11 protein-coding genes are annotated in these 14,363 nt (G+C 69.1%); 7 read left to right on the top strand and 4 right to left on the bottom strand.

The genetic code is table 11. The annotated features are described in order from the left end of the window. Positions 1-23: 23 nt before the first annotated feature. From ACR3ZA_RS03075 to ACR3ZA_RS03065, 3 genes are read right to left on the bottom strand one after another with little or no spacing between them, the layout of a single operon-like run. The gene (locus tag ACR3ZA_RS03075; RefSeq protein ID WP_473660042.1) at positions 24-1,100 is read right to left on the bottom strand and encodes a BMP family ABC transporter substrate-binding protein; all 1,077 of its coding nucleotides are present in this window, start codon (positions 1,098-1,100) and stop codon (positions 24-26) included. Between the two features lie 7 nt (positions 1,101-1,107). After that, positions 1,108-2,082: an ABC transporter permease subunit gene (locus tag ACR3ZA_RS03070; RefSeq protein WP_473660040.1), complete on the bottom strand. Its 975-nt coding sequence runs from the start codon at positions 2,080-2,082 to the stop codon at positions 1,108-1,110. Then, positions 2,079-3,194, bottom strand: coding sequence for an ABC transporter permease subunit (locus tag ACR3ZA_RS03065; protein WP_473660038.1), 1,116 nt, complete (start codon positions 3,192-3,194; stop codon positions 2,079-2,081). The genes ACR3ZA_RS03070 and ACR3ZA_RS03065 overlap by 4 nt, the downstream gene beginning before the upstream one ends. A 299-nt stretch (positions 3,195-3,493) precedes the next feature. Here ACR3ZA_RS03065 and ACR3ZA_RS03060 point away from each other — a divergent pair, with 299 nt between their 5' ends. The 7 genes from ACR3ZA_RS03060 to ACR3ZA_RS03030 all read left to right on the top strand — a co-directional run bounded on the left by ACR3ZA_RS03060 (position 3,494) and on the right by ACR3ZA_RS03030 (position 12,293). Further along, the gene (locus tag ACR3ZA_RS03060) at positions 3,494-4,288 is read left to right on the top strand and encodes a hypothetical protein (protein WP_473660036.1); all 795 of its coding nucleotides are present in this window, start codon (positions 3,494-3,496) and stop codon (positions 4,286-4,288) included. Between the two features lie 170 nt (positions 4,289-4,458). Then, the gene (locus tag ACR3ZA_RS03055) at positions 4,459-5,688 is read left to right on the top strand and encodes an ROK family protein (protein ID WP_473660034.1); all 1,230 of its coding nucleotides are present in this window, start codon (positions 4,459-4,461) and stop codon (positions 5,686-5,688) included. Continuing rightward, positions 5,685-6,641: an ABC transporter permease subunit gene (locus ACR3ZA_RS03050; RefSeq protein WP_473660032.1), complete on the top strand. Its 957-nt coding sequence runs from the start codon at positions 5,685-5,687 to the stop codon at positions 6,639-6,641. Before ACR3ZA_RS03055 ends, ACR3ZA_RS03050 begins: the two co-directional genes overlap by 4 nt. After that, complete coding sequence (locus ACR3ZA_RS03045; RefSeq protein WP_473660030.1) at positions 6,634-7,494, top strand: ABC transporter permease subunit; 861 nt, start codon at positions 6,634-6,636, stop codon at positions 7,492-7,494. Before ACR3ZA_RS03050 ends, ACR3ZA_RS03045 begins: the two co-directional genes overlap by 8 nt. A gap of 53 nt (positions 7,495-7,547) precedes the next feature. Further along, positions 7,548-8,786, top strand: coding sequence for an extracellular solute-binding protein (locus tag ACR3ZA_RS03040; RefSeq protein WP_473660028.1), 1,239 nt, complete (start codon positions 7,548-7,550; stop codon positions 8,784-8,786). 181 nt (positions 8,787-8,967) lie between these two features. Then, entirely contained in the window at positions 8,968-10,092 is a 1,125-nt protein-coding gene (locus tag ACR3ZA_RS03035; RefSeq protein WP_473660026.1) for a glycoside hydrolase family 15 protein, read from the top strand. After that, the gene (locus tag ACR3ZA_RS03030; protein WP_473660024.1) at positions 10,089-12,293 is read left to right on the top strand and encodes a TIM-barrel domain-containing protein; all 2,205 of its coding nucleotides are present in this window, start codon (positions 10,089-10,091) and stop codon (positions 12,291-12,293) included. Before ACR3ZA_RS03035 ends, ACR3ZA_RS03030 begins: the two co-directional genes overlap by 4 nt. Here the strand turns inward: ACR3ZA_RS03030 and ACR3ZA_RS03025 are convergent. After that, entirely contained in the window at positions 12,290-14,314 is a 2,025-nt protein-coding gene (locus tag ACR3ZA_RS03025) for a M3 family metallopeptidase (protein ID WP_473660022.1), read from the bottom strand. The two genes, ACR3ZA_RS03030 and ACR3ZA_RS03025, sit on opposite strands and share 4 nt — an antisense overlap. Positions 14,315-14,363: the final 49 nt, after the last annotated feature.

Here is a 14,363-nt window from a genome sequence, read left to right as displayed (position 1 = left end):
GGTTCTTGCTTACCGGGTGGCGATCAGCTGGAGACGCCGAGCGCGACGCAGGCGTCGCTCGTCGGGTCGTTGAGCGCGTCGCAGACGGCGATCTCGCCGGCCAGGATCTGCGCTTCGAGAGCCGCGACCTCCTCCATCAGTCCGGCGACGAGCGCGGCCATGTCGGCCGGGCCCTGCTCCTGGAACACGGTGGAGCCGTCGGCCCACGAGAGGCCGGTGACGCCGTCGGCGAGGCCCGCCGCGACGAAGCCCGATTCGAACTCGCCGGCGAGGGTCGACTTGATGAGGTTGTAGGTCGTCATGTCGACGCGCTTCATGACCGATACGATGACCGTTCCGGGGGCGTCCCCATCCTGGTTCGAGTCGACGCCGATCGCGAAGGCGCCCTCCTGCTCGGCGGCGCTGAACACGCCCTGGCCGCTGAGGCCCGCCACCGCGTACACGATGTCGTTGCCGGCCTGGTAGAGCGCGAGCGCGGCCTCCTGGCCGACGGTCGGGTCGCTGAACTCACCGTTCAGGTAGCTCGGGGTGACGGTGCAGTCGGGGCACGCCGCGAGCACACCCTGCTTGTAGCCGTAGTAGAACTGGTTCAGCCCCGGGTTGTCGAGACCGAGCACGGCACCGACCTTCTGGGTGGTGGTCATGCTTCCGGCGATGTAGCCGCCGAGGAAGCTCGACTCGTGCACGTTGATCGCGTAGGCCTGCACGTTGTCCGGCAGCTCCGACACGAAGATGTCGCTCGGCACGCCGAAGAGCTGGTCCGGGTTCTCGAGAGCGACCGCGAGCAGCGAGTCGGGGTCGAGACCGGGCGCGAGGATGATGTCGGGCTGGGTGGCGACAGTCGAGCGGATGACGCCCTCCTGCTGCGCGACCGACTCGGCTTCGACGACGCGCCCGGTCACGCCGAGCTCGGTCTCGGCGAGAGTCGCACCGGCGACCGCCGAGTCGATGAATCCGCCGTCACCGGCGGAGCCGGGCGTGATCAGCGCGTAGCTGAAGGTGTCTTCGGCTTCCGCGGTCGTGGTGTCGGCCGAACAGCCGGCCAGCAGGGTCAGCGACGCCGCAGCAACAGCTGCGACGGCGATCTTCGAGGGGCGCATGGGTCTCCTAGGTGGGTGTGTTTTCGGACTTCTGGGCGGTGCGAGTGGAGCTGCGCGACCGGAGGCGAATCCGGCTGCTTTGTCGCCACAATCGAGCGACGTTCCCGCGCGACTGGGCGCGGAGACCAACCAGCACGAGCGCGACGAAGGCGGCGCCCTGCGGGATGAACTGGGTGAGATTCGGGGGCACATCGAAGGCCTGGAGGCGGATGCTCGCCGCGCTCGCGAAGCCGAATACGGCCGCGGCTGGGACGATGAACGCCGGGCGGTTGAGCGCCAGCAGCGCGGCGGTGATGCCGATCCAGCCGCGGTCGGCGCTCATGTTGCGGGTGAAGATCCCGAGATCGCCGACCGAGAGGAAGGCGCCGCCGATTCCCGCGATCGCACCCGCCGTGACGAGGGCGAGCATCTGCGTCCGTCCGACGTTCAGTCCGGCGGCGGCGGCCGCGATCGGCGCCTCGCCGACCGCGAGCAGGTGTCGGCCGCTGCGGGTGCGGAAGTACATGCCGAGCAGGATCGCCAGCGTGAACGCGAGATACACCAACGGGTTGAGCCGGTCGAGGAGCTGACCGACGAACGGCAGGTCCGTGAGGAACGGCACCTCGACCTCGTCGATGCGCTCGACGTCAGGGGAGTAGATGCCGACGCCGCCGAGGTACGACCGCATCAGGAAGACCGTGAGCTGCAACACCAGGATGTTGAGGCCGATGGCCAGGATCACCAGGTCGACGCCGATGCGGTGCGCGGCGGCCATCAGGAGCCCGATGAGTGCACCCGCGACCGCGGCGGCAAGGATCCCGAGGTTGTTGTCGCCCGTGGTGGCGGCGACCAGGATCCCCACGAACGCCCCGGCGAGCACCTTGGATTCGATTCCGAGGTTCAGCACGCCCGCGCGTGCGCTGATCAGCGAGGCGATGGCGGCGAACAGGATCGGGGTCGTCAGGCGGATGCCGCTGTTCAGGAAGTCGGCGACGACGTTCATGCGGTCCCCTTTTCTGCGCTCAGCTCGACGGCGGCATCGTGTCTTCGGTTCGCTCGGCGTCGATCGATCCAGCGCTCGAGTCGGGTCAGCAGCGGTGCCTGCACGGCGATCAGGACGATCATGAGCGCGAGGACCGTGGATCCGATCTCGCGGGGCACACCCAGCACGATCTGGAGCCCGTTGACGGCGCCGACGGTGATGCCGGCGTACAGCACGCCCGCGATCGCGGCGCCGATGGCGGTGGTGCCGCCGAGAATCGCGGCGGTGAGGCCGGTGAACCCGGTGCCGTCGGAGAAGCCCTCGATGACGCGGTAGTTGACGCCGAGCACCTGGACGCCGCCGCCGATGCCGGCAAGCGCGCCGCCGAGCAGACCGGCGCGGAGCACGCTGCCGGTGCTCGACATGCCGGAGTAGCGAGCGAAGAGCGTCGCCTCACCGGACATCCGCTGCTCGTAGCCGGCGGTCGTGCGGCTGAGGAAGAACCAGACGCCGATCACGGCCACGATCGCGATAATGAACGAGACGCCGAACTTGGTCGAGATGTCGAACAGGGGCAGGCGAGCGGTCTCGGCGACGACGTGCGTGTAGCCGACCGTGGATGCCTCGGCGCGCAAGGGGTAGTTGACGAGGAAGTCGACGAGGAGTCCGGCGATCGCGTTGAGGACGATCGTGATGATGAGTTCGTTGACGCCGAGGTAGATCTTGAGGATCGCGGGGATCACGCCCCAGATCGCTCCGACGGCGCCGGCGGCCGCGAGGCAGACGATCGGGTGGATGCCGGCGGGGAGCAGGATGCCGTAGCCGACGACGGCCGCGGCGAGACCGCCGAGGGCGTACTGGCCCTCCTGGCCGATGCTGAAGAGCCCGGTGCGGAGCGCGACGACGGCGCCGAGCGCGGTGAGGATGATCGGCGCGGCGAGGGTGAGGCTTCCGCCGACGTTGCAGTAGCCGGGGTCGCAGCTGAACCCGGCCTGGATGACGGTCTGCGCGGCCGCAAACGGCGACTGGCCGAGTGTGGCGACGAGAATGCCGCCGATGGCGAGCGCGACGACCGCCGCCGCGACCGGGAGCCCGATGCGGCGCAGTGTGCGCTCGATACTGTCGCGATCCATCGGACCCCCGGTCGGTGTGGTGCTGGGTGTGAGTGTGTTCATCCTGGGGTGCCGGTGTTACAAATTCACAGTCACCGTGTTTCTTGCGTGTTACAAATTCACATGACGAGTTCTCGGGTCCGTCTCGGCCCCGTTCGGAGCACCCGCACCGCCGCCGGCCGCGCGCCTCCTCCTGTCACGAAATGCAGGAGATGCGCGGCCGCTGCGGTGCCGACTCGTGGCGAACGCGGGGGATGCGTCGAAAATCTCCTGCATTTCGTCACTGGGGCGGGGGAGGGGGGGCGGCGTAGCATGAGCGCATGGTCGTCGAGGAGGACGCAACACCCGGAGTCGTGCGCGGCGCGCGGCGCGCGGCGATCATCGCCGTGGTGGTGTCGCTCGTCATCGCGGCCGCGATCGGGATCATCGCGCTGGTCAGCGGCGACTTCGGCGAGCTGCAAGGCCGGGTCATCCTCTCAACACTGACGGTCGCCGCCTTCGGGACGACCTCGCTGTGCCACCTGGCGATCGTGGCGCGCGCGGTGCGCGTGGTCGGGTTCGTCGGCATCGCGGCGAGCCTGTTCGCCGCGGTGAGCGCGTTCCTGCTGATCTGGACCGATTGGGATGAGCTCGTCGACGGCGACACGCTCGTCAAGGCTCTGCTGGCCTCCGCGATTCTGGCCGCGAGTCTCGCGCAGGCCAACCTGCTGCTTCTGCTCGCTCGTCAGCGCAACGTGCTCATTCGTCTCGGGCTCGGCGTCACCCTGATCGCCGTCGCGACCGTCGTCGTCATGCTGTGGCTGACGATCTTCACCGACGGCGACATTCCCGGCGACGAGGGCTCGGCCTACTGGCGCGCGCTTGGCGTCGTCGGCATCGTGGATGCGCTCGGCACGATCGCCCTGCCGATCGTCGCGCTCATTCTGCGGGCGCGCACATCGCCGCGTGCCGACACGAACGAGGCACTCGGCGCCGGGAGCTCGAGCGTGACCATCCCGCTCACTCCGGAACTCGCTTCGCGCCTCACGGCCGACGCGAGCGCGCGAGGCGTGAGCGTCGAGTCCGCCGCGCGCGACGCGCTCGATCGCGGGCTCTCGCCCCGAGAAGGTCTCTGACTGGAGTCAGCCAACCGGTGCCGCTCGGCGGCGCGGTCGTGGCTGCGCGTGTGTGCTCGCCCTGGGCGCTCCCGGCCGCCGGTCTCGACGTGCGGAGTGGTTGACACGCCCACGTTCTTCCTTCTATGGTTTATTTAGTCCTAAATAAAGGGCTGTACCAAGGAGATTCGATGGCGAACCGACCGAGCGCACGCACCGATGTGAATCGCTCTGCGATCCTGGCCCAGTTGGGGGCGCAGGGACCCGCATCGCGCGCCGATCTCGCGCGTTCGCTCGGGGTCTCGCCGGCGCTGATGACGCAGCTCACCAAGGACCTTCTCGCTGACGGTCTCATCGTCGAACTCGAGAACTCGCCGTCGCAGGGCGGCCGGCCGGCCCGGATGCTCGGCCTCGCCGCGACCGGTGACCGCGTCATCGGCGTGAAGGTGGTCGCCGACCACGTCGCCTTCGTCGAGGTCGGACTCGACGGTTCGGTGCAGCGCTCGGCGAGCGAGCCGTTCGATGCGGCGGCGACGACGGTGCTTGCCGACCTGGCGCGCCTGCTCAAGCACTTCATCTCGGGCGGATCGACGCGCCTGCTCGGCGTGGGCGTCGGCGTCCCCGGCTCCGTTGACCGCCAAGGCAACGGCGTCGTCGACTCGCCGCAGCTCGGCTGGAACCGCGTCCCGCTCGGCGAGGCGCTGCAGCGCGAGCTCGGCCTGCCGATCATCGTCGAGAACAATGTCAACGCGCTCGCCATGGCCGAGCGTCTCTACGGCGTCGGACGCCGTCACAACAGCTTCCTCGTCGTCACGATCGGAACCGGAGTGGGCGCCGGGATCGTGGTCGACGGGGTCGTACTTCGCGGTGCCGCCGGCGGCGCGGGCGAGATCGGGCACACCCCCGTGCTCGAGAACGGCCCGCGCTGCATGTGCGGCAACCACGGCTGCCTCGAATCACTCATCGGCGAGGCCGCCCTCGTGCGCATCGCGCGCGAACGCGGTGTGATCTCCGCGAGCGCCGGCATCGCCGCGCTGCGCACGGCCGCCGACGCGGGCGACGCGGGGGCGACGGCGATCTTCAGCGAGGCCGGTCACCTGCTCGGCCGCACGCTCGCCGGTCTCGTGCACACCCTCGACCCCGAGATCGTCATCCTCCTCGGGGAGGGCACCGTGTCGTGGCCGCACTGGTCGTACGGCTTCGAGCCCGCCTTCCGTGCGAGCCTGCTGCCCGCGCGCCGCGGCGTCGGCGTGGCCGTCGAGACCTGGCAGGACGCGAGCTGGGCGCAGGGCGCCGCGGCGCTCGTGCTGGCCACGCCGTTCGACGCCGACGGCGTCTCGGGAGACCAGGGACAACTGGTGCGCGACCGGCTCGTCGCCGGCAGCGCCATCCAGGTCACCGAGCAAGGCGCGGACTCGTGAGTCTGCGCGCAACCGGAGCGACGGCGCTGCCGCCGGCCACCGAGGCGCCCCGACCGTCGATCGCCGGATCGTCTCGGCGCAGCCGCCGCGTGAAGTACGCCCTCACCGTGCTGGCGTTCATGCTTCCGAGCGCGATCCCGTTGACACTGTTCGTGCTCGGGCCGATGGTGGGAGCCGCCTGGGTCAGCCTCACCGAGTGGAACCTGCTCTCGCCCGCCACGTTCGTCGGCTTCGACAACTACGTCAGCCTCTGGAACGACCCCGAGACGGCCGAGGTGTTCCTGCACACGATCTACTACATCGTCGGCTATCTCCCGCTCGTCTACATCGGCGGACTCGCCCTGGCGCTCGCCCTCAACGCGGGCCTCAAGGGCCGGTCGTTCCTGCGCGGCATCTACTTCCTGCCCGTCGTCACGAGCTGGATCGTCGTCGCCCTGGTCTGGCGCTGGCTACTCAACCCGAGCACCGGCGTGGTGAACACGGCGCTCGCGTGGTTCGGCATCGACGGCCCCGGCTGGTGGACCGATCCCGCCTGGGCGATGCCCTCGATCATCATCGCCTCGGCCTGGAAGGACCTCGGCTTCGTCATGGTGATCCTGCTCGCGGGGCTTCAGGCGATCAACACCGAACTGCTCGACGCCGCCCGCGTCGACGGGGCCGGCTGGTGGCGCCGACTGTTCAGCGTGGTGCTGCCGCTGCTGAGCCCGAGCACCTTCTTCGTCATCGTGATCTCGCTCATCAACGGATTCCAGGTCTTCGACCAGGTGTACGCGATGACCGGCGGCGGCCCCGGTGGGGCCACCCAGGTCGTGGTGCAGCAGATCTACGACCTGACGTTCCGCTACGGGGCTGCGGGGGAGGCATCCGCCCTCAGCTGGATGCTGTTCGCCGTGGTCCTCGGAGTCACGGTCATTCAAATCATTGGTCAGAGGAGGTGGGTGACGTATGGCTGAGCGCACCACGGCTCGAGCGCGACCCCGCCTCGGCATGCGGCCCGGGCTGACGGGACTGATCGTCCTGCACGTCGTCGTCATCCTCGGCGCGATCGCGATGTTCTTCCCGTTCCTGTGGACGATCATCACCTCGATCACGCCGGGGGCGGGCCTCACCGTCGCCCCGGCGCTGATCCCGGCCGACCCGTCGCTGGATGCCTACCGCCAGCTGTTCGAGGAGCGCCCGTTCGCTCGGGTCGCCCTCAACAGCATCGGACTGGCCACCGTCACGACGCTGGTGCAGCTGTTCACCAGCGCCACCGCGGCGTACGCCTTCAGTCGTCTGCCGTTCCGGGGACGCGGCATCGTGTTCGCCGTGTACCTCGCGACGATGATGATCCCGCTGCAGGTGCTGATCGTTCCGCTCTTCGTCGAGCTGAAGGCGTTCGGCCTGATCAACACCTACCTGGGCGCGCTGCTGCCGACCTTCGCGAGCGCCTTCGGCATCTTCCTGCTGCGGCAGGCCGTCCACCAGGTTCCGCGTGAGCTCGATGAGGCCGCGACGCTCGATGGCGCCGGACATTTCCGGATCTTCTTCTCGGTGATCCTGCCGAACATCCGTCCCGCGCTCGCGACCCTCACCGTGTTCGCGTTCATGGGCAGTTGGAACAACTTCCTCTGGCCGCTCGTTGTCCTGCGCTCGCCCGAGCTGCACACCCTCCCGGTGGCGCTCGCCGGGCTGCAGGGGCAGTACACGACGCAGTGGGACATCGTGATGGCCGGATCGGTCATCAGCGTGCTCCCCATGCTCGCCCTCTATCTGTTCGCCCAGAAGTACGTCATTCAGGGCGTCGCAAGCTCCGGACTCAAGTGAGTTCGGTCGCCCACACCCTCGCACCAAACCCCATCGAAGGAGATAGGCACACCATGAAGCGCAATCTGATGACCGCAGTCGGCCTCGCCGGCGTCGCGGCATTGACCCTGGCGGGATGCACCGCGGCCGCCGACAGCGGTCCCGTGACCATCACGTACACCAACTTCATTTCCAACGGCGGAAACGAAGACAACCTGCAGGCGATCGTCGACGCGTTCGAGGCCGAGAACCCGAACATCACCGTCGAGGTCACCACGCTGCCCTACGGCGACTACGGCACCGCGCTGCAGACCGACCTGGCCGCCGGCACCGAGAGCGACGTCTTCGACATCGAGTACTCGAACTACGCGCAGTACCAGGCGAACGGCGTTCTCGCGCCGATCGAGGTCGCCAACCCGGGCGCCTACAAGGAGTCGCTGCTCGAGGCCTACGCGACCGACGGCGTGCAGTACGCGCTGCCGAGCTCGTTCTCGGACGTCGTGCTCTACTTCAACAAGGAGCTCTTCGACGCGAACGGCCTCGACTACCCGACGCAGGACTGGACCTGGGCCGACGAGAAGGCCGCCGCTGAGGCGATCACCGACCAGGACGCCGGCATCTGGGGCGACCACCAGCCGGTCAGCTTCTACGAGTACTACAAGGCTCTCGCGCAGAACGGCGGCGAGTTCCTGAACGCCGACGGCACCGCGGTCGCGTTCAACACGCCCGAGGGCATCGAGGCGGCCGAGTGGCTCGTGAACAAGAGCGGCACCGTGATGCCGACCATCGAGCAGGGCCAGGGCACGGCCGACTTCGACACCAACCTCTTCAAGGAGGGGAAGCTCGGCATGCTGCACAGCGGCATCTGGATCTTCGGCGCCCTCGCCGACGTGACCTTCGAGTGGGACATCGCGGTCGAGCCGGGCAACACCCAGCAGGCCAGCGCGGTCTTCTCGAACGCGATCGGCGTCAGCGCGAACTCGGAGAACGTCGAGGCCGCGGCGAAGTGGGTCGAGTTCATGACCTCCTCGGACACGATGGTTGACATCCGCCTCGACTCGGGCTGGGAGCTCCCGCCCATCTCGGACGACGCGAAGCTCGCCACCTACCTCGAGAAGGGCGCGCCGGCGAACCGTCAGGCCGTGTTCGACTCGCTCGATGGCATCGCGCTGCCCCCGGTCGTTGCCAACGGCCAGGCCGAGATGCAGGACATCCTCGGCGAGGAGCTCATCGAGGCGCAGGCCGGCCGCAAGTCGGTTGAGGAAGCCCTCGCGAGCGCCGAGGAGCGCATCAACGCCGTCATCGGCGGCTAGCAGTTCGCTGGTCGAGTAGCCGCGCAGCGGCGTATCGAGACCGCAGACAGGTCTCGATACGCCGCCCGGGGCGGATACTCGACCGGCACAGCCGCCGCCCGGGGCGGATACTCGACCGGCGCACCCCGCACCACCGATTCACCCGTTCGACCGCCCACCTGATCCAAAGGATCCCCTCGTCATGACCAACGCCCCGGCTCTCGCCGATCGCGCCCACCTGGCTGCGATCGCCGAGCAGGGACGCGCTCTGATCCTCTCTCTGCAGGATGCGAGCGGCGCCTACCCCGCGAGCCCCACCTTCTCCGCCTATCGCGGCTACTCCTGGTTCCGCGATGGCGCCTTCATCGCCGACGCGATGTCGGCCGCGGGCGAGGCGGCGTCGGCGTCCGCCTTCTTCGATTGGTGCGCGCGCATGCTGACCGACCGAGCCGACGACGTGCGCCGCATCGTCGCAGCCGCGGCGGCGGGCACCCCCGTCGCCGACAGCGACATGCTCCCGACGCGGTTCACCCTCGACGGTCGTGAGGGCGACGACGACTGGTGGGACTTCCAGCTCGACGGCTACGGACTGTGGCTGTGGGCGCTCGCCGAGCATGTGCGGCGCCACGACCTCGACCCGAGCCCCTGGCTTCCGGCCGTCGAGCTCACCATCGACTACCTCGTCAGCTCCTGGCAGCGCCCCTGCTACGACTGGTGGGAGGAGCACGTCGAACGCGTTCACGTGTCGACTCTCGGCTGCATCGCGGCCGGCTTCCGCGCCGTTGCCGCGTTCCCGACGCTCGACTCCGCGCATTCGGCTCAGGCGTCCGACTCGGCCGTCGCGGTCGAGGACTTCATCCGCACCCACGGCGTGCGCGAGGGGCACCTCATCAAGTGGCTCGGCAGCGACACCGTGGATGCGAGCCTCGCCTCGCTCATCGCGCCGCTCGGGCTGATCGACGCGGCGTCGCCGCTCGGCGCATCCACGCTCGCCGAGCTGGATCGGAAGCTCGTGGTCGACGGAGGCATGCACCGGTTCCTCGCCGACACCTACTACGGCGGCGGCCAATGGCCGCTGCTCAGCTGCTTCCAGGGGCTCGCCGCGCTTCGCGCGGGCAACCGCGACCGCGCCCTGGAGCTCCTGCGCTGGTCGGCCGCAACCGTCCGCGAGAGCGGCACCATGCCGGAGCAGGTCGCCGATCATCTGCTCGACGCGTCCTTCGTCGCCGAGTGGATCGAACGCTGGGGAACGAGCGCTGACCCGCTGCTCTGGTCCTACGCCATGTACCTTCGTCTCGCCCTCGAACTCGGAGTCATCGAATCATGATCCGTCACCGCCCCTTCGGCTCCGGTCACCCGTACTCGGTCGACACCGACCAGCGCCACCCCGTCGACCCGGTCGCGGGGGAGACCCTCAACCTGGGTGTGCGCAGCTCGCCCGGGGTCACCCGCGTCGACCTCGAACTCGTGCGCGACGGCGGAGCGCCCTCGGTGATGCCGCTGGCCCCGGTGACCCGCCGCGACCGCGGGCAGGTCGTCGACGGCGGCCACCTGGCGTCCGCGCAGGCGCGTCTCGCGCGCGCCAGCGGCGGCTGGAACGCCGAGCTCAACGATCTGCGGGTCGGCGAGACGCTGCGCTACCGCTTCGTGGCTCCCGACCAGCGGACCCGCTGGTTCGAGACCACCGTGAGCGGCTGGATCGACGGCGCCCCCGGGCTTCAGCAGGTCGGCACGCCGCGGGTGGTCGAGGGGTCTGCGCGCTCGCTCGGCGACGGGTCTCAGGTGCACCGCATCCGCTTCGCCATCCCGCTGGCGCCCGGTGAGCGGGTCGCCGGTTTCGGCGAACGCTACGACGCGCTCAACCAGCGCGGCACCGAACTCGATTCCGTCGTCTTCGAGCAGTACAAGAGCCAGGGCGCCGAGCGGAAGACGTACCTTCCGATGCCGTTCGCGCACGTCGTCGGCGGAAGCGGCTGGGGTTTCCACGTGCGCACCAGTCGTCGCGTCTGGTTCGATGTCGGCGCCCGCGACGAGAACCTGCTGTGGATCGAGGCCGAGACCGATGCAGCCGGCAGCCTCGAGATCGCGTTCTACGACGGCTCGCCCCGTGAGGTGCTGGCGGAGTTTTTGGCCGAGGTCGGCCAGGCGGAGGAGCTGCCCTCCTGGGTGTTCCGGCTCTGGGCCAGCGGCAACGAGTGGAACACGCAGGCCGAGGTGATGCGCCAGATGGATGCGCACCGCGACCACGACATCCCGGTCGGCTCGGTCGTCATCGAGGCCTGGAGCGACGAGAGCACGTTCACCACCTGGCGCGATGCGACGTCGGAGATCGTCGACGGCGCCCAGCCGAAGCGACTGTCCGACTTCGAGTTCCCGGAGGACGGCGCCTGGCCGGACCCGAAGGGGATGACCGACGAGCTGCACTGCCGCGACATCCGCCTGCACCTCTGGCAGATCCCGCTGCTCAAGATGCGTCCGCATCCGGCGGGGCAGCTGAAGGCCGACGCCGAGGCGGCGATCCGCGACGGTGTGCTCATTCAGGAGCCGGCGCCGGACGGATCGCTGCGCCCGTACCGCAACCGCGGCTGGTGGTTCCCGCTCGGGCTCATGCCCGATCTCACCGACGATCGTGCCGCGCGGTGGTGGACCGAGAAGCGCCGCTACCTGGTCGAGGAGATTGGCGTCGACGGGTTCAAGACCGACGGCGGCGAGCACGCCTGGGGTCGTGAGCTGGTCTACCGTGACGGCCGGTTCGGCGACGAGAAGAACAACACCTTCCCGGTGCACTACGCCAAGGCCTACGGCGACCTGCTTCGCCGCAACGGCAAGGCGCCGGTCACCTTCAGCCGCGCCGGCTTCAGCGGCAGCCAGGCGCACGGCGCATTCTGGGCGGGCGACGAGAACTCCACGTGGGAGGCGTTTCGCTGGTCGCTGTTCGCCGGTCTCAATGCCGCCTCCAGTGGCATCGTCTACTGGGGCTGGGACCTCGCCGGCTTCAGCGGCGACATCCCGACCGCGGAGCTGTACCTGCGCTCGACGGCGGCCGCCGCGTTCGTGCCGATCATGCAGTACCACTCCGAGTTCAACCACCACCGCACCCCGTCGCGCGACCGCACGCCGTGGAACATCGCCGAACTGACCGGCGACGACCAGGTGATTCCGGTCTTCCGTCGGTTTGCGAAGCTGCGCGAGAAGCTGGTGCCGTACCTGACCGCGGAGGCGCGACGCGCCGTCGAGTCCCGTGAGCCGCTCATGCGGCCGCTGTACTTCGACCTTCCGAACGACGAGGAGGCGTGGGCGCACCCGCTGCAGTGGATGCTCGGCGACTCGATCCTGGTCGCGCCGGTCGTCGACGAGGGAACCGAGGTCGCGCGCGTCTTCCTGCCGGCGGGGGACTGGGTGGATGCCTTCACCGGCGCCGCCGTGTCGGGCGGTCAGCTGCTCGACCGGGTCACGCCGATCGACGAGCTTCCCGTCTACGTGCGCGCCGCCGACTGGCCGTCGCTCGCGGAGGTCTTCGCGAGCTAGGCCTCTCCGAGGCCGCGGCGTTCGAGCAGGGGTTCGATGACGGCGTCGCGGCCCCGGAACTCCCGGTACGCCTCGAGCGGGTCCTTCGAACCTCCGACGCCGAGCACGAGCCGGCGGAACGTCTCGCCGTTGGCGCGGGTGAGCCCGTCGTTCTCGTGGAACCAGGCGACGGTGTCGGCGTCGAGCACCTCGCTCCAGATGTACGAGTAGTAGCCGGCGTCGTAGCCGCCGGCGAAGATGTGGGCGAAGTAGGTGCTCGAGTAGCGCGGCGGGATCGCCGGGTGGTCGAGTCCGGCCGCCGCGAGGGCCTTCGCCTCGAACTCGGTGACATCGGTGACGGCGGCGGCCTCGTCGGGCGTCAGTGTGTGCCAGGCCTGGTCGAGCATCGCCGCGGCCAGGTACTCGCTCGTCGAGAAGCCCTCGTTGAACTGCTCCGAGGCGTGCAGCCGCTCCACGATCGCGGGGTCGATCGGCTCACCGGTTTCATAGTGCTTGGCGTAGTTGTTCAGCACCTCGGGCCAGAGCATCCACATCTCGTTGACCTGGCTCGGGTACTCGACGAAGTCGCGGTAGACGTTGGTGCCCGCCAGCTTGGGGTAGGTGACGCGGGCGAACAGGCCGTGCAGCGCGTGCCCGAACTCGTGGAACAGCGTCGCGACCTCGTCGAAGGTGAGCAGCGTGGGCTCGCCCGCGGCGGGCTTGGGCACGTTGAGGTTGTTGGTCACCACGACCGGCTGCCCGAGCAGCGAGTTCTGCGAGACGAGCGAGTTCATCCAGGCGCCGCCGCGCTTGCTGTCGCGCGTGTACAGGTCGAGGACGTACAGGCCGACGGGGGAGGCGTCCTCGTTCTTGACCTCGAAGATCCGGGCGTCGGGGTGGTAGTTCACCAGGTCGCGACGCTCGTGGAAGGTGATGCCGTACAGCCGGGTGGCGGCGTAGAACACCCCGTCCTGCAGCACGCGCTCGGCTTCGAACCACGGCCGCAGTGCGGCGGTGTCGACGTCGTAGCGCTCTTGTCGCTCCTTCTCGGTCCAGTACGCCCAGTCGGCGGCGCCGACCTCGCCGCCGGCCTGGCGCTCGAGCGCGGCATGCTCGGCGGCGGCGTTGCGGGCGGCGGCCGGAGCCAGTCGGCCGAGCATCTCGGCGACAGCCTCGGGCGTTCCCGCCGTCTCGTCGGCCGTCACCGCGGCGGCGTGATTCTCGAAGCCGAGCAGCACGGCGCGCTCAGCGCGCAGCCGAACGATCTCGAGCACCAGCTCACGCGTGTCGTGCTCGCCGCCGCGCGTGCCGCGCGAGCGGGATGCCTCGAGCAGGCGAGCGCGCACGTCGGCGTTCGTGAGGTCGGAGAGCGCGGGCTGGCCGGTCGGCAGGATGAGGGTGAGCAGGTAGCCGTCGAGCCCGCGTGACTTGGCCGCTTCGGCCGCGGCGGAGATCTCGCCCGAGGAGAGGCCGTCGAGCTCGCTCTCGGAGTCGAGGTGGACGGCGAGGTCGTTGGTGTCGGCGAGCAGCGACTTCTCGAACCGCGTCGTCAGCGTCGAGATCTTCTGGTTGAGTTCGCGCAGACGAGACTTGGCCTCCTCGTCGAGGCCTGCACCGGCCTGCGTCATCTCGACGTGCCAGCGCTCGACCAGATAGCGCTGCTCGTCGGTGAGCGACTCGTCGCTCTCGTGCACCGCCGTGATCCGCGTGTAGAGCGCGTGGTCGAGCATGATCGCGTCGTGGTGCTCGGCGAGCTTCGGAGCGAGCTTCTCTTCGAGCGCGTTGGTGAAGTCGCTGGAATGCGACGAGCTGAGGTGGAAGAAGACGTGCGAGACGCGCGCGAGGATCTGCCCGCTGCGTTCCAACGGCTCGAGCGTGTTGGCGAAGGTGGCCGGCGCCGCCGTGTCGGTGATCGCGGCGAGCTCCTCGAGCTGCTCACGCATCCCAAGTTCGAAGGCCGGCTCGAAGTGCTCGTCGGTGATGTCGGCGAACGGCGGGAACGCGTAGGGCAGCAGGCTGGGCGTCAGAAACGGATTGCTCACGAACTCAGCCTAGATGGCCGTCGCGACACGGTGCAAAGAAAAACTTGCA

Source organism: Herbiconiux sp. J20-20, assembly GCF_057365085.1.
The sequence above is the reverse complement of the archived record's forward strand: the minus strand, read 5'-3'. Positions and strand labels throughout refer to the sequence as shown.